The sequence below is a fragment of the Pseudoalteromonas sp. H103 genome (assembly GCF_001469205.1).
Lineage (GTDB): Bacteria > Pseudomonadota > Gammaproteobacteria > Enterobacterales > Alteromonadaceae > Pseudoalteromonas > Pseudoalteromonas carrageenovora.
Map to the genome: position 1 here is coordinate 388878 of NZ_LOFG01000015.1, position 16411 is coordinate 405288.

At 40.9% G+C, this 16411-nt stretch carries 10 protein-coding genes; 9 read left to right on the forward strand and 1 reads right to left on the reverse strand.

From position 1 onward, the window contains the following. Window positions 1-10 precede the first annotated feature (10 nt). The 3 genes from ATS74_RS11565 to ATS74_RS11575 are packed head-to-tail and all read left to right on the forward strand — an operon-like array spanning window position 11 to window position 5780. Complete coding sequence (locus tag ATS74_RS11565) at window positions 11-1870, forward strand: alpha-amylase family glycosyl hydrolase (RefSeq protein ID WP_058549046.1); 1860 nt, start codon at window positions 11-13, stop codon at window positions 1868-1870. Continuing rightward, a complete protein-coding gene (locus ATS74_RS11570; RefSeq protein ID WP_058549047.1) occupies window positions 1863-3359 on the forward strand; it encodes an MFS transporter in 1497 nt (498 codons plus the stop codon). The genes ATS74_RS11565 and ATS74_RS11570 overlap by 8 nt, the downstream gene beginning before the upstream one ends. A gap of 9 nt (window positions 3360-3368) precedes the next feature. Then, window positions 3369-5780, forward strand: a complete 2412-nt coding sequence (locus ATS74_RS11575) for a glycoside hydrolase family 15 protein (RefSeq protein ID WP_058549048.1) — start codon at window positions 3369-3371, stop codon at window positions 5778-5780. 104 nt (window positions 5781-5884) lie between these two features. On the opposite strand, the gene ATS74_RS11580 is transcribed toward ATS74_RS11575, so the two are convergent. After that, window positions 5885-6901 (reverse strand): LacI family DNA-binding transcriptional regulator, encoded by a 1017-nt coding sequence (locus tag ATS74_RS11580; RefSeq protein ID WP_058549049.1) that lies wholly within the window; start codon window positions 6899-6901, stop codon window positions 5885-5887. A gap of 279 nt (window positions 6902-7180) precedes the next feature. Between ATS74_RS11580 and glk the strand changes: the two genes are divergently transcribed. The 6 genes from glk (at window position 7181) to ATS74_RS11610 (ending at window position 16400) form a co-directional block, all read left to right on the forward strand. Next, entirely contained in the window at window positions 7181-8173 is a 993-nt protein-coding gene (gene glk, locus ATS74_RS11585; protein WP_058549050.1) for a glucokinase, read from the forward strand. Window positions 8174-8209: 36 nt separating this feature from the next. Beyond that, window positions 8210-9223, forward strand: a complete 1014-nt coding sequence (locus ATS74_RS11590; protein ID WP_024034047.1) for a LacI family DNA-binding transcriptional regulator — start codon at window positions 8210-8212, stop codon at window positions 9221-9223. Between the two features lie 322 nt (window positions 9224-9545). Further along, window positions 9546-11396, forward strand: coding sequence for a phosphogluconate dehydratase (edd, locus tag ATS74_RS11595; RefSeq protein WP_058549051.1), 1851 nt, complete (start codon window positions 9546-9548; stop codon window positions 11394-11396). Between the two features lie 34 nt (window positions 11397-11430). Continuing rightward, window positions 11431-12051, forward strand: a complete 621-nt coding sequence (gene eda, locus ATS74_RS11600; RefSeq protein ID WP_058549052.1) for a bifunctional 4-hydroxy-2-oxoglutarate aldolase/2-dehydro-3-deoxy-phosphogluconate aldolase — start codon at window positions 11431-11433, stop codon at window positions 12049-12051. A 9-nt stretch (window positions 12052-12060) separates the two neighbouring features. Continuing rightward, on the forward strand, window positions 12061-13065 hold the full coding sequence (gap, locus tag ATS74_RS11605) for a type I glyceraldehyde-3-phosphate dehydrogenase (protein WP_058549053.1): 1005 nt from the start codon (window positions 12061-12063) through the stop codon (window positions 13063-13065). Between the two features lie 404 nt (window positions 13066-13469). Next, entirely contained in the window at window positions 13470-16400 is a 2931-nt protein-coding gene (locus ATS74_RS11610) for a TonB-dependent receptor domain-containing protein (RefSeq protein ID WP_058549054.1), read from the forward strand. Window positions 16401-16411 lie beyond the last annotated feature (11 nt).

Here is a 16411-nt window from a genome sequence, read left to right on the forward strand (position 1 = left end):
AAGACACACAATGAAAAAATCAGTTTATCTACCCGCAATACTGTGTAGCGCACTTATTGCTATGGGTTGCTCAGAAAGTAACAAATCCGAGCAACCACAAGCGCCAGCACAAACACAAAACGAATTAACCAAGCCTGTTGTATACCAAGTATTTACCCGTCTATTTGGTAATACCAACACTTCTAATATGCCATGGGGCACTAAAGAGCAAAATGGTGTAGGCAAATTTGCCGACTTTAATGACGCAGCTCTTAAAGGTATAAAAGAGTTAGGTACCACACATGTTTGGTACACCGGCGTGCTACACCACGCGTTAGTTGGGGATTACACAGATTATGGAATTTCTCAAGATGACCCTGATGTAGTTAAAGGCAGGGCGGGCTCACCGTATGCTATTAAAGACTATTACGATGTAAACCCTGATTTAGCAGTTAATGTTACTCAACGCATGGATGAATTTAGCGCACTTATTGAGCGTACACATAACCATGGCATGAAAGTAATTATTGATATAGTGCCTAACCATGTAGCACGAAATTACCAATCCCTTGGCAAACCCAAAGGCGTTAAAGACTTTGGCGCGCAAGACGACACCACTAAAGCGTACGATAAAAATAATAACTTTTACTACGTACCAGGGCAGTCTTTTCAGGTGCCAACATCGCAAGAGTATAAAGTTTTAGGGGGTAATGAACACCCATTAGCGGATGGCTTTTTTAATGAAACACCCGCTAAATGGACAGGTAATGGTGCCCGTGCAGCAAAACCTGACATAAACGATTGGTACGAAACAGTAAAAGTTAATTATGGCGTAAAGCCTGATGGCAGCTACGATTTTGTTCAATTGCCAAGTGAATACAAAAATAAAGACTACCATGCTCATTATGCATTTTGGCAAGATAAAGAGCTTCCTAACAGCTGGTACAAATTTAGAGACATAGTACTTTTTTGGCTCGATAAAGGCGTTGATGGCTTTAGATACGACATGGCAGAAATGGTGCCTGTAGAGTTTTGGAGTTTTTTAAATTCGTCGATAAAAATGCAAAAAAGCGATGCTTTTTTGTTAGCTGAAGTGTACAACCCGCTAATGTACCGTGCGTATATTCACCAAGGTAAAATGGACTACCTTTACGACAAAGTAGGCTTTTACGACACATTAAAAGCCATTATGCAGGGTAAGCAAGCTGCTAATACTATTTTTGCAGCCCAAAGCCAAGTTACTGACATTGAAGCGCACATGCTGCACTTTTTAGAAAACCACGACGAGCAACGTATCGCAAGCCCCGACTTTGCAGGTAACGCTGCGTGGGGTAAACCGGCTATGGTGGTTTCTAACTTAATGAGCCGCGCACCCACGTTATTATATTTTGGTCAAGATGTGGGAGAAGATGGCTCAGAAAACGCAGGATTTGGCACAGCTACACGCACCAGTATTTTTGATTACATTGGCGTACCGGCGCATCAAGCGTGGATGAATAACGGCAAGTTTGACGGCGCTAATTTAACGAAAGAGCAGTCGGCACTTCGTGATTACTATAAAGCCATTATGTCACTTAATAGTTTACCTGTTGTGGTTGGGGGTGAAATGACCGAGCTTAGCGTAACAGGAAGCGAGCGAGTTGTTGGCTTTATGCGCAAACTTGGCCAACAAACGCTGTACGTTTTAAGTAACTTTAGCAAACAACCTCAAACTATTACGGTTAACTTATCAAAAGCGCAATTAGCGGCACTTAGCGAACACACCCAATTGCATGACTTACTTGAGCAGCACAGCACCGAGATCACATCAGGGTCGCAAGGCGCAACATTTACACTCACACTTGATGCATTTAGCAGCGCAGTATTAACAAATAAGGCTAATAATGAATAATCAAAATAATAGCGACAAGCCAAATCTAAGCTTTTGGCAAATATGGAACATGTGTTTTGGCTTTTTAGGTATACAGTTTGGTTTTGCTCTGCAAAACGGTAATGTGAGCCGTATATTTCAAACATTAGGCGCCCAAGTAGATGATATACCCATTTTATGGGTTGCAGCACCGCTTACCGGTTTAATTGTACAGCCAATTATTGGTTACTGGAGCGACAAAACATGGGGCCGTTTTGGCCGCCGTCGTCCGTTTTTCTTTGTAGGCGCGGTGTTAACAACGCTTTCATTATTTATTATGCCGCATTCGCCTACACTTTGGATTGCCGCAGGTATGTTATGGATTATGGATGCGTCAATCAACGTGACCATGGAACCGTTTAGAGCACTTGTAGGCGATAACTTGCCAGAAAAACAGCGCGCTACCGGTTACGGTTTACAAAGCTTTTTTATTGGTATTGGTGCGGTACTAGCCTCAGCATTACCATGGATGATGACTAATTGGTTTGATGTAAGCAATACCGCAGCGCCAGGGCAAATTCCTGAGTCTGTTAAATACTCATTTTATTGGGGTGGGGTTGTGTTACTCGTTGCTGTGCTTTGGACCGTTGCACGTACAAAAGAGTACAGCCCAGAACAATTAGCTGAGTTTGAAAAGCAAAGCGCTCAACCTACTACCAGTAAGCTGGTTGATATTAACTTTAATAAAGGCGCCATTATTTTTGTGGTGTTAGGTTTAGCAACCCTTGCATTAGTAATGGGGTTTTCGCTTGAAAAAGAGCTTTACTTACTTGCTGGCGGTTTACTAGCGTTTGGTATTGTGCAGTGGATTGCAGCGGCGCTTAAAAGTGCGAATAAAACCCAAGGTGGTTTTTACCAAGTAGTACAAGATGTATTTACTATGCCAGAGGCCATGAAGCAGCTTGCATGGGTGCAGTTTTTTAGCTGGTTTACGTTATTTGCCATGTGGATTTACACTACCGCTGCGGTAACAAGCTTTCATTATGATAGTAGCGATGCAACCTCCAAAGCCTTTAACGATGGTGCAGATTGGGTGGGTATTTTATTTGCCGCTTACAATGGCTTTGCCGCGATTGCCGCAATGTGTATTCCGTTTTTAGTTAAAAAAATGGGTTTAAAAGGCGCCCATTGTTTTAATTTATTACTGGGTGCATTAGGCCTTGGCAGCTTTATGTTTATTCAAGACCCTAAAATGTTACTTATTCCTATGATAGGTGTTGGTTTTGCGTGGGCCTCTATTCTATCGCTACCATATGCCATGTTAAGTAACGCCTTACCAAGTAACAAAATGGGCGTTTACATGGGTATTTTTAACTTCTTTATTGTTATACCGCAGTTACTTGCCGCCAGTATTTTAGGGCTTATTTTACGTCACGCATTTTCAAATCAGCCTATTTACGCATTATTAATTGGCGCAGCCTCGTTCGTTGTTGCCGGCATTGCTGTAATGCGCGTTAAAAATTCCAATTAAGGACAAACAATGAAAAAATATAACCTTATAACTGCCTCACTCTTAACATTAGGCTTAACTGCCTGTGGTGCACAAAACACAAGCACAGATAATAAAAATACCGCTGCACAGGTTAAATCAGCTCCTGGCGCACCAGGTGTAGAGCCATTTTGGGCTTATGCAGGTAAAGCAGGAATTGGCACATCTTACGAGCAATACCAAAAAGGCCAATACAGTGATTCAGCTGCAACGGGCGATGTATCTAAGGTGTGGTTTTCAATTGCTAAAGGCATGATCACCGAAACCATGTTTGGGCTTATCCACCAAGCGCAGATTAAAGACATGCAGTTTGTTGTTACAGGTAAAGACTTTACCGTTAGTGAAGCTGATGAATTAGATGTCACCATAGATTACTTATACAAGGATGCGCAAGGGCGCCCACTTTCGCTTGCCTACAAAGTAACAAGCACTGATAGACAAGGGCGCTTTAGACTAGAAAAACACATATTTACCGACCCAGATGGGCAAACATTATTTGTTCGCAGTGTGTTTAACACTGAACTTGAAGGGTTAAAAGCTTATGTTGTTGTAAACCCTTACATAAATAATAACGGATTAGGTGACTTTGCTAAAACAACAGATCAAGGGCTTGTCGCATGGGAAGGCGATAACTATTTAACATTACAATCAAGTTCACCTTTTAAAGCTAAAACAGTAGGATTTACAGGTGAAAGTGATGGTATTAATGCACTTAAAACAACGCAAGCAATTAATAATCAGTATACAAATACCGGTGAAGTTTCAGGTAATGTAAACATGCTTGCAGAACTCGGTGATATTAGTAACAACACCACATTTGATTTAGCGTTAAGCTTTGGCAAAACGCAGCAGCAAAGTATTCAGCAAGGCGAACAAAGTTTGGCTAAGGGCTACCAAGCCGTACTCGATCATTACAACGGTAAAGGCGATGCGCTAGGTTGGCAAGATTACCTACAAAGCCTTAAACCACTAAATACAATGACTGAACAAACTGCCGATAACGGCAAGCTTTTATACACCAGTGCTATGGTTTTAAAAGCCCAAGAAGATAAAACACACGCGGGTGCGCTTATTGCATCACTGTCAAACCCATGGGGCGAAACCGTATCTGCTAAAGAGGGCTCTACCGGTTATAAAGCGGTATGGGTACGCGATTTTTATCAAGTAGCTATGGCTTTTATGGCACTCGGTGATACAGCTACAGCTAAAACAGCGTTCGAATACCTTGAAAAAGTACAAGTTAACAGCAGTACACCGGGTAACAATGGTGATACTGGCTGGTTTTTACAAAAAACACATGTTGATGGTGAACTTGAATGGGTGGGTGTACAGCTTGACCAAACAGCCATGCCTATTATGCTTGCTTGGAAACTTCACCAAGCAGATGTGTTAAGCAATAAAGAGCTAAAAACTTGGTACGGCAAAATGTTAAAACCTGCAGCTGACTTTTTAGTTGATGGAGGCCTCGCTAAAATTTTATGGAACGACACGCAGATCACTCCACCTGCAACACAGCAGGAGCGCTGGGAAGAGCAAGAGGGGTATTCTCCTTCTACTACTGCCGCAATTGTTGCAGGCCTAATAACAGCAAGCGACATAGCAACACTTAGCGGTGATGATAAAAACGCTAAGCGTTATTTAGAAATGGCTAAAAAGTATAACAGCGAAATAGAATCGCAAATGTTTACTACAGAGGGTAATTTAAAAGGCGAAAGTACCGATGGTGAATATTTTATTCGCATTGGTCAGGACACTGATGCCAATTCAAACACTAAAATTAACGCCAATAATGGCCGTGAAGGGTTTAATAAAAAGCAAATTTTAGATGGCGGTTTTTTAGAGCTAGTTCGCTATGGCGTTCGCGGTGCTAACGACGAAAGTATTGTTAAAACACTGCCTGAGTACGATGACGAAACGCTTGAAGATAACCTACAAGTAAAATACAGCTTTAGCTTTGACGATGGCAGCGGCACTTTTGCAGGCTACCGCCGCTATGGCAATGATGGCTACGGTGAAGATGAAGTTAAAGGCACAAACTATGCTGAGGGTGGTAGTAATACACCAGGCCAACGTGGGCGTGTATGGCCATTTTTCACCGGTGAGCGCGGGCATTACGAAATCGCAGCAGCTAATGCAAACAACGCCCTTAATGATGCAAAACAAGCACAAATTAAAAACAGCTATGTTAAAGGCTTAGAGCAATTTGCTAATAATGGCTTAATGCTACCAGAGCAAGTATGGGATGGCGTAGGTGTAAATAAAGCAGGTTACAAGCTAGGTGAGGGCACTAATTCAGCAACACCACTGGCATGGACACATGCTGAGTACGTTAAACTGGTACGTTCATTGAGCGATAAACAAGTATGGGATCATTACCCAGTTGTAGAGAAAGCCTTAAAGTAGAGTTACTTTGAAAAATTTAAAAGCCATGGTTAATAGCCGTGGCTTTTAGGTTTTAAAATGAGGCTTGAACGTTAAGCTGTTATATTAGTTTTAGTTATAGTGACTTAGCTGCTCCCCCTAGCAATCAATGCTGGTGGTAAAAGGGTGCTTTGCACTTCTTCTTCACGTATTAATTTAAGTAGGTTCTCTACTAACATTTGCCCTGCAACGGTGGTGTCTTGCGCTATGGTAGTAAGCGGTGGATTAATATAGCTCGCAATAGCTATGTTATCAAAGCCCACAACGGCCACATCGGTAGGTACTTTTATATTGGCTTCTTTAAGGGCGCGTATTGCGCCAATTGCTATTAAATCACTGGCGGCAAATAGTGCGTTAAACTTAATGTTATTAGCAATAAGTGAGCGTGTTGCATGATACCCCGACTCCTCAGTAGAGATAGCGTTAGCCATTTTTCGCTCATTTATAGTTACGTTATTAGCTAACAGCTCATCTTTAAAGCCTTCAAAGCGAGCAAAAAACTCTGGACTGTGATCAGATGCATCGCCAATAAATGCACAATCTGTACGGCTATGAGCAATTAAATGAGCTGCTGCAAGTTTGCCTCCGCCGTAATTATCACAACATACGGTGAGGTCAGGGCGGTTATCTACAGTGGCGCCCCAACAAACAAACTTTGTATTTTGATCTAGCAGGGTTTTAAATTTTGGTTGAAAGTCTATGTAATCACCGTAGCCGAGTAAAATAATACCATCGGCTCTGTGGCTATCCTCGTAATCTGCTTGCCAATCAGCACTTGCAGATTGAAACGAAACCAGTAAATCGTAACCTTCTTTTGCACATGCGCGGGTAATACTGCCAAGCATAGATAAAAAGAATGGGTTTATTTGTGATTCGTCAGAGGTTGGGTCTTCAAATAATAATAAGGCTAGAGTGCTGCTTTGCTGAGTACGTAGGTTACTGGCATTTTTGTCAACTTTATAATTAAGTTGTTTAGCTATGTCGTGAACGCGCTTGCGAGTTTCTTCATTAACAAGAGGGCTGTTACGTAAAGCACGAGATACCGTTGATTGTGAAACCCCTGCATAATGGGCAATGTCAAATGAGGTGGCTTTACCTTTCATTGTTACAACTTAATTAAATGCTAAATAATTGTGTCATTTTCGACTATTAATGAATTATTTCAAGCTTTTTACGATTTATTATTGATCTAGCCCTGACACCGGTGTCATAATGTCAATGTTTTATCATTTTGTTGTCAAAACGTATTAGCTGCTACTTAAAGTGGCAGCCTTTTTTACTGTGATAGCTACTTTGAGGTGATAGCTCAAAGTGTATAAATAACAACGCAATGCCGTTGTAAAATAATAAGCATAAGCCGCTTACACAAAAGAGATAATACCATGAGCCAAAATTCTTCTGCCCAGTTTACTCCCATTTTAGTCGCCGATATAGGCGGTACTAACGCTCGCTTTGCATTAATTACCGATTTTAACGAGCAATCAAACCAATTTGTTATTGAGCATATTAACATATTTCCTAGTGCAAACTTTGGTTCTTTAGAAAGCGCGCTTGAACAGTATTTAACAACTATTCCTCACGTAACGCCAACTCACGCATGTTTGGCAGTTGCAGGCCCAATAAAAGCAGGGCAAGTACATTTAACAAATTTAGGTTGGCACTTTAGTGTTAACGAATTTAAAGCACATTTTAATCTAACTCAGTTAGAAGTTATTAATGATTTTGCTGCATTTGCCTATGCCGCCCCTTATTTAGACTCAACGCAGAATATTACCATTAAACCAGGGCAAGCCGATGCTAACGCGAATATAGGTGTGATAGGCCCTGGTACAGGTTTTGGCGCTGCGTGCTTAGTGCGTACCGCGCAATCTACGGCAGTGTTAAGCTCTGAAGGCGGCCATATGACGCTTGCACCGGTAAACGAGCTTGATTCTTTATTAATAAATGAGCTTCGTAAAGAGCATCCTCATGTTTCAATCGAAACTGTTTTTTCAGGCCCAGGTATTGCTCATTTATACAAAGCAATGGCTGCTGTGAAAGGGGTTCCAGCTAAAAACTTAGATGCCGCGCAAATTAGTAGCTTGGCTAACAGTGGCGAGTGTGAAGTGTGTGATGCAACACTTAACCAATTTTGTGATTGGATAGGCAGTGTTGCTGGCGACTTAGCTGTAGTATATGGGGCATTAGGTGGCTTATTTATAGGCGGTGGTATTTTACCACGTATGCAAAGCAGATTATTAGAGAGCCGTTTTGTAGAGCGTTTCTCGCAAAAAGGCGTAATGTCTCAATATGCAGGCCAAATTCCGGTTACGCTAGTAACACAAGATAACATTCCGCTTATTGGCGCTGGTGCGTGTTTATATAACAGCAAATAGTTTTTTGCTTAATGGTTGTATTTGGATAATGAACAAATGAAAAAAGTAACCATAAATAGTGTAGCAAGCCATGCGGGCGTTTCTAAGAAAACGGTATCGCGGGTTTTAAATAATGAGCCTAACGTAAGTGCTGCCACTCGCGAAAAAGTGCTTAAAGTATTTAAAGAGCTTGATTATACGCCAAACCCAATAGCACGCGGACTTGCACAAAATCGTAGCTTTATTATTGGCTGTTTGTACGATAACCCAAGTAAAAGTTATATAACGCGAGTGCAAACAGGTGCACTTGCTGCCTGTAAAGAGAATAACTACAACTTATTAATACACCCATGCGAATTACGTGGCGATGATTTAATTAACGATATAGAACAGTTATTACAGACATCACGCTTAGATGGCGTTGTACTTACTCCGCCATTTGGTGATTTTGAAAAGCTCGCTAATTTTTTAAAAGCTAAAAAAATACCTTATGCACGCGTTGCATCAGCACTGCTTGAAGATGATTCAATTTCGGTGCGTAGTAACGATGAGCAAGGCGCTTATGAAATTACTGAGCATTTAATTTCGCTTGGGCACAAATCTATCGCCTTTATTAAAGGGCACCCTGACCACAGTGCAACTCAGCAGCGCTTTAAAGGTTACAGACGAGCTTTAGCAAGTCATGGAATAGAATTTGACGAGCGCTTGGTAGAAGAGGGTAACTTTAGTTATCACTCAGGTGTAGACAGTGCACGCAGTATTTTAGATTTATCGCCAAGGCCTACGGCTGTATTTGCATCGAACGATTACATGGCGGCAGCGGTGCTAAAGCTTGCCACACAACGCCAATTAAGAGTGCCAGATGATATATCTATTGCAGGGTTTGATAACGCACCAATTGCACGCCATATTTGGCCAGGCTTAACTACCATTGCACAGCCAGTTGAAGAAATGACTAAACAGGCAGTGACACAGCTTATTTCGCATATTTCACAACCTCAAGAACAGCCATACCAGGTAACTCTTGAATCACGACTAATAACGCGAGAGTCTACAGCGGCTATTAAGTAAACTTTTTTGTTTTTCACAGTAACCCGAATTTGAGTGACGCTTATTCGGGTTTTTTTTGTGCGGTTTTTACTAGATAAACTAAAATTACCATGTTCATTAATTGGTCACGTTAAAATTTTACACTATTTTTGTTACCCAGGGTTGACACCGGTGTCAATGCTATGCGTTAATACAGTGACACCGGTGTCAGGGTTGTTGTGAGAGGCTCCCTGGTAGCGTACCTTTGAACGGGTAAATCAAAGATGCTCAGTGCAGTTATTTACGTGGAGTCTGTAATTGCTACTGAGCCTTTTTCCTCTAACTGATAGAGATGAGCTAAATTATGTTGCACCCTCGCATTAAAGAAGTCACCCAACGCGTTATTGAACGCAGTAAACAAACCCGTCAAGATTATTTAGATCGTATTTCGCACGCAAAAAAACAAACAAGAGTTCGTGCTGGACTAGGCTGCGGAAACATCGCTCACGTTATGGCTGCCTGTAGCAGCGACGACAAAGCGCGCTTAAAGGCTGATGAGCAGCCTAATCTTGCTATTATCAACTCATATAACGATATGCTTTCGGCCCATGTGCCATACAAAGACTACCCAGATTTAATTAAAGACCTTGCAACTAAGTACGACGCAACAGCACAAGTTGCTGGTGGCGTACCTGCAATGTGTGATGGTGTTACGCAAGGGCGTGACGGCATGGAACTATCGCTTTTCTCACGCGATGTTATTGCTATGTCTACAGCGATTTCATTATCGCATGACGTGTTTGACGGCGTATTTTGTTTAGGCGTATGTGACAAAATTGTCCCAGGTTTATTAATTGGCGCATTATCATTTGGCCATTTACCTGTGTTCTTTTTACCAGCAGGCCCAATGCAATCTGGTATCCCAAATAAAGAAAAAGCACGTATTCGTCAAAAGTTTGCACAAGGCTTAGTAAGCCGCGAAGACTTGCTAGAAGCTGAAAGCGCATCTTACCACAGCGCGGGTACTTGTACGTTTTACGGTACTGCTAACTCAAACCAAATGCTTATGGAAATAATGGGCTTGCACCTTCCAGGTAGCTCATTTATTAACCCATACACAGAGCTTCGCGATGGACTAACAGGTAATGCTGTAGAAACCATGCTTAAGCAGCTTACAGATGATAAAGAAAGCCCATGTTTAGCAGATGTGATCAGCGAAAAAACCATTATTAATGGTTTAGTTGGCTTGCTATCAACAGGTGGCTCTACTAACCACGCTATTCATATTGTTGCTATTGCAAAAGCTGCGGGCATTCAAGTTACATGGAAAGACATGTCTGATCTATCAGAAGTGGTTCCACTACTTACGCGTATTTACCCGAACGGCTCAGCAGATGTAAATCACTTCCAAGCTGCAGGCGGAATGGGCTTTTTAATGCGTGAACTTGCAAGCGCTGGTTATTTGCATACCGATGTTAAAACAATGCTAGGTGATGGCCTTGCACCGTACATGACAGAGCCGCGTCTTGATAAAGACGAAAGCTTAATCATGAGCGATTCAAATGGTCCAACTAAAGTTAAATGGGTAGATTGTCCTGAAAACTCTCTTGATGAAGAAGTACTTCGCCCAATCAACAACCCATTTAGCAAGCAAGGTGGCTTACAACTACTTACTGGTAACTTAGGTAAAGCAGTAATTAAAGTTTCTGCCGTTGCTACTGAGCACCAAGTTGTTACCGCGCCTGCTAAAGTATTTAGCTCACAAGGCGAGCTTCAAGAAGCGTATAGCCGTGGCGAGTTAAACCAAGACTTTATTGCTGTGCTTAAAGAGCAGGGCCCTAAAGCTAAAGGCATGCCAGAGCTTCATAAATTAACGCCTGTAATGGCAACACTTCAAGATGAAGGCTTTAAAGTAGCTATTGTTACCGATGGCCGTATGTCGGGTGCATCAGGCAAAGTACCTGCTGCAATCCACCTAGCGCCAGAAGCTGTTGAAGGTGGCATTATTGCTAAAATTCACGAAGGTGATTTAGTAACACTAGATGCGCCAAGCGGTATATTAAAAGTACATGTTAGTGATGAAGAGCTTGCTAAGCGTGAACTACAACTTAGCCAACCAAGCCTAACATTTGGTACAGGCCGAGAGTTATTTACTGGATTTAGAAATATTGTAAGCAGTGCCGATTTAGGCGCGAGTGCTTTTGGACTTGAATAATAATTGCCACACACTGGGTAATGAGGAACAAGTAATGAGTATTGAAAAAATCTTAGCGTCGGCACCTGTGGTGCCAGTGGTTGTAATCGAAAAACTAGAAGATGCAGCACCACTAGCTAGAGCGTTATATAACGGTGGCTTAAAAGCCCTTGAAATCACGCTACGTACACCTGTTGCTGTTGAAGCAGTAAAACTTATGAAGGCAGAAGTTCCAGAAGCTTTCGTTGGTACAGGTACAGTGGTTGATAAAGCAAGCTTTGACGCTTCAGTAGAAGCGGGCGCTGATTTTATGGTAAGCCCAGGCGTAAGTGATGAATTATTAGCATTGGCTAAAAATTCAGATATTCCATTTTTACCTGGAGCTGCAACTGCGAGCGAAGTTATGCAGTTAGCAAGCTATGGCTTTAAGTATTTAAAGTTTTTCCCAGCTGAAGCCGCTGGCGGAACAGCAATGCTTAAGTCGATTGGTGGCCCATTACCACATATTACTTTTTGCCCAACTGGTGGCATTAGCCTAGCAACTGCACCTAACTACTTAGCACTTAATAATGTTATTTGTGTTGGTGGTACGTGGATGTTAGATAAACAACTTATTGAAAATAAAGACTGGCAAGCCATTGAAGCGCTTGCTCGCCAAGCAAGTGAACTTAAATAGGAGTCTAAAATGATTAATGTAGCAATTAACGGTTATGGTCGTATCGGTCGCAATGTATTACGAGCGCTTTACGAGTCAGCGCAAAACAGTGAAATTAAAATTGTAGCAATTAACGATTTAGCACCTGCTAACGTAAATGCACACTTAACACAGTTTGACTCAGTCCATGGTCAATTTTCTAAAAAAGTAACACTTGCAGATAACACCATGCTAATAGGTGATGACGTAATTACGCTTACTCAAGAGCGTGACCCTGTAAACTTACCGTGGAAAGAGCTAAACGTAGATATCGTTTTAGAATGTACGGGCTTTTTCACTAAGCGTGAAGACGCGGCTAAGCATATTACAGCTGGTGCTAAAAAAGTAATTGTATCAGCACCTGGTAAAGACCTAGACGCAACGGTAGTACACGGCGTTAACAGTGATGTAATTAACGCTGATAGCAACATTATCTCTAATGCATCATGTACTACTAACTGTTTAGCGCCAATTGCAAAAGCAATTAACGACACTGTAGGTATTGAGCAAGGTAGCATGACAACAATTCATGCTTACACAAACGATCAAAACTTATCTGACGTTTATCACCCAGATCTATACCGTGCGCGTAGTGCAACACAATCTATGATCCCAACTAAAACAGGTGCTGCTGCAGCTGTTGGCTTAGTACTTCCTGAGCTTGCGGGTAAATTAGACGGAATGTCGGTACGTGTACCTACTATCAATGTTTCTTTAGTAGACTTTACGTTTATCACTAAACGCGACACAACAGCTGAAGAAATCAACGAAGTAATGAAAGCCGCAGCAACAGGTTCAATGAAAGAGATCTTAGAATACAACGAGCTTCCGCTTGTTTCTATCGATTTTAATCACAACCCAGCGTCATCAATTTTTGATGCAACGCAAACTAAAGCTGACGGCAAACTAGTCAAAGTAATGGCTTGGTACGACAACGAGTGGGGTTTCTCAAACCGCATGTTAGACCAAGTTAAAGCATTAGGTCAGTACTTATAATTGACCCTGTAAAAGTTTAGCTTTATCCAACCAAGCCGCGTATATCGCGGCTTTTTTGTATCTATAGAACATTTATATTTAACCTCCAAATCTTAAAATTCAAGCTCCCTAATTCACAAAGTTAATAACAAGTACAGATGTAACCAGTGTGTTTACAGTTGTTTACAAATCAAAAGCATAGTTCTTAATTTTAACTGCGCTCTATCTTATTGAATTTAATGGTTTTTGTGTTTTATCTCAACTTTGTAATTAACACTTAGTATCTTGTCTATGTTTTTGAAGCCCCTCGATGTTGAAATTATGGTTTTATTAATACTATTATTAACAGCTAGTTAACGTTGTTAGGTGTTGACTGGTTTCATAATTATAAAAACCATAGGTAGCTATGGCCCAGGGAGAAATAAATGTTTAATAATAAAGTATCTAAAGCAGTCAGTTTAGCATTAGCATGCTCAGCTCTGTCTTACACATCGTTCTCATTTGCAGCAGAAGAAGAAAGTGCAGAAAAAGTAGAAAGAATCCAGGTTACTGGTTCTCGTATCAGAACTGATAGCTTTGCTAGTGAAGTTCCAATCGATATTATCACTGTAGAGGATGCCGAAAATGAAGGTATTAAAACGCTTGGTGACTTGTTAAGAACTAGTACAGCAGCTGCTGGTTCAAACCAAATAACTTCTGCGCTTAGTGTTGGATATGTTACTGCCGGTGGTAAAGGAACAGAAACTGTTTCACTTCGTGGTTTAGGTGCATCTCGTACGCTTATTCTATTAAATGGTCGTAGAGCAGGCCCTGCAGGTACTCGCGGAGAAGTTTCAGGCTTCGATTTAAATACTATCCCACTTTCTACTGTAGAGCGTGTTGAAATTTTAAAAGATGGTGCCTCATCTTTATACGGTTCAGATGCAGTTGCCGGTGTTATAAATATTATTACTAAAAAAGGCGACTCAAAAACAGTTACTGTTGATGTTAGTCAACCATTTGAATCAGGTGGTGAAGAACAACGTATAAACTTCTCTTACGGTGAAGAATTTAGTAAAGGTTCTTTTCGTGTAACAGCAGATTATAAAATTACAAAAGAATTAAAACGCGGAGACCGTGATTTTCTTGATTGTTCTGAAAGATTATTAACATATGAAGACGGCTCTTCAGCGGATCCTATCGATCCTCGTACTGGTGAAGCTCACTGTAATGAAACAGGTTATGGATTATGGGTATATAGTGGTGGAGCTTCTAATATAATTGGCAGTGGTCCGCAGCTTGCTTATGATTACGATGGATTCTTTGGTAATAATGGTTACAGTAACTATAACACCACAGCTTCAGAAGCTGGTGATTTAAGAACGCCTGATGGTTGGTACCCAGTTTCTTATGATAAAGAAAGTGATGGATGGTGGAATATGGATCATCCGTTCCGCGATGAAGAAACCATGAACCCAGAAAATAAAGTATGGTCAGTATATGCGTTAGGTGATTATCAAATTACTGACGATATTACAGCTTATGCGGAGTTTATCCATAGTTCTAGGAATACAAAGACCCAAAGCTACCGTCAATTTTGGACTGCTGATGTTGGCATAATCCCAGCTGATAACTTTGATGGTTTCTCTGGAGACGCTTTCTTCCTACCTGTAGCTTTATCAGACCACTATTCTTCAGATACCACTGTAGATTATACCCGTGTTGTTTTAGGCGCTACTGGTAGTATTGGATTTTGGGATTGGGATGTTTCTTACCAGAATAGTTATAACGACGGTGAATATAAAAATGATATTTTTTACCGTGACTCATTGGTTATGGCTCAGCTAAATACTGCAAACGGCACATCGTGTAACGGTGAAGTTACAGAGTTTTCAAATAAAACTTGTGTAGATTTACCATGGACTGATCCTCAGTTCTTATACGGTAACCCTTCTGATGAAGTTAGAAACTTTATCTTTGGTGAAGATATTGGTAATACTGTTTATAAGCAGCAAACTTTTGAAGCTTATATGACTGGCGATATAGTGGAAGTTCCTGCAGGTTCAATTGCGACTGCATTTGGTATTTCAATCCAAAAAGACGAAATTGATGATACTCCTGGTGAAAACACGTTAAACGGAAATTCATGGGGCTTATCAGGAGCAGGTAAAACTGCTGGTTCTCAAATTTCTCGTGCGGTATATGCTGAGTTTAAAGTTCCACTAATTAATGATATGGATTATGTTGATTCATTAGATCTAACAGCATCAGCACGTTGGACTGATGTGTCTACTTACGGCAATGATACAACGTTTAAGCTAGGTTTGAACTGGGTTATTGTTGATGGTCTAAGTGTTCGTGCAAATCGTGGTTCTTCTTTCCGCTCTCCTGCATTGTTTGAGCTATTCTTAGCAGACCAATCTGGCTTTAGTGGTCAGTTATCGATTGACCCGTGTTTAGATTGGGCTAATGAACAAGCGGCAGGTAATATCACTGATACTGTAGCTAATAACTGTCAAGCTGCGGGTATTCCTGCTGATTACACTGCTGGCGGAAGCTCTGCAATTATCTACACTAGCGGTGGTGCTGGTCGCTTGAAAGCTGAAACAGCAATAAATGAAAACATTGGTGTTGTATGGACTAGTCCTGAAGATACTTTTGCTGCGTCAATTGATTACTATGACATTGTAATCTCTGATGAAGTAACTAGTTTATCTGGTAGCCAAATAACGAGCAGATGTTTTGAATCTAAAGATTTCGCAAACGAGCCTCTATGTGATCTATTTACTCGTCGCAACGGTGATAACAATGATTACGGTATAGATGAAGTTAGAAGTGGCTATGTAAATGTTGCAAACCAAATTGCACGTGGTGTTGATTACAACTTTACTTATCAAGATGATTTTGATTTTGGTTCACTGCGTATGCGCCTAGAGCATACAATGCAAATTGAACGTAAATATAAGTTATTTGAAGACAGTGAAGAAAATAACTACGTAGGTGAGTTAGGTGAGCCTAAGCATACAGGTAATGTTTCTTTAACTTACTCAAAAGATGACTACAGCTTAACGTGGACAACTCGTTATGTAGATTCAACTAATGATTACGAATACTACAATGATTCGAAAGAAACTACTTACCGTGGCGAAACTGTTTATGCTACTCGTGAGACAAGATGGGTAACGTATCATTCACTTTCTGGTACAGTTGATACTGATATGGGACTTAAAGTAACAGCAGGTATTGCTAACTTATTTGATGAAGAGCCTCCTATTTTATCAGCTAGTGGTACTTTAAATGTTGGTAATGCGGCATTGTATTCTCAATATGACAGAGTTGGTCGTCGCTTCTTTGCGAACGTAACTTATAGCTTCTAATTATTGAATAT

Coding starts and splice junctions, on each gene's coding strand:
- ATS74_RS11565 (WP_058549046.1), top strand. CDS start 11: ATGAAAAAATCAGTTTATCTACCCGCAATACTGTGTAGCGCACTTATT.
- ATS74_RS11570 (WP_058549047.1), top strand. CDS start 1,863: ATGAATAATCAAAATAATAGCGACAAGCCAAATCTAAGCTTTTGGCAA.
- ATS74_RS11575 (WP_058549048.1), top strand. CDS start 3,369: ATGAAAAAATATAACCTTATAACTGCCTCACTCTTAACATTAGGCTTA.
- ATS74_RS11580 (WP_058549049.1), bottom strand. CDS start 6,901: ATGAAAGGTAAAGCCACCTCATTTGACATTGCCCATTATGCAGGGGTT.
- glk (WP_058549050.1), top strand. CDS start 7,181: ATGAGCCAAAATTCTTCTGCCCAGTTTACTCCCATTTTAGTCGCCGAT.
- ATS74_RS11590 (WP_024034047.1), top strand. CDS start 8,210: ATGAAAAAAGTAACCATAAATAGTGTAGCAAGCCATGCGGGCGTTTCT.
- edd (WP_058549051.1), top strand. CDS start 9,546: ATGTTGCACCCTCGCATTAAAGAAGTCACCCAACGCGTTATTGAACGC.
- eda (WP_058549052.1), top strand. CDS start 11,431: ATGAGTATTGAAAAAATCTTAGCGTCGGCACCTGTGGTGCCAGTGGTT.
- gap (WP_058549053.1), top strand. CDS start 12,061: ATGATTAATGTAGCAATTAACGGTTATGGTCGTATCGGTCGCAATGTA.
- ATS74_RS11610 (WP_058549054.1), top strand. CDS start 13,470: ATGTTTAATAATAAAGTATCTAAAGCAGTCAGTTTAGCATTAGCATGC.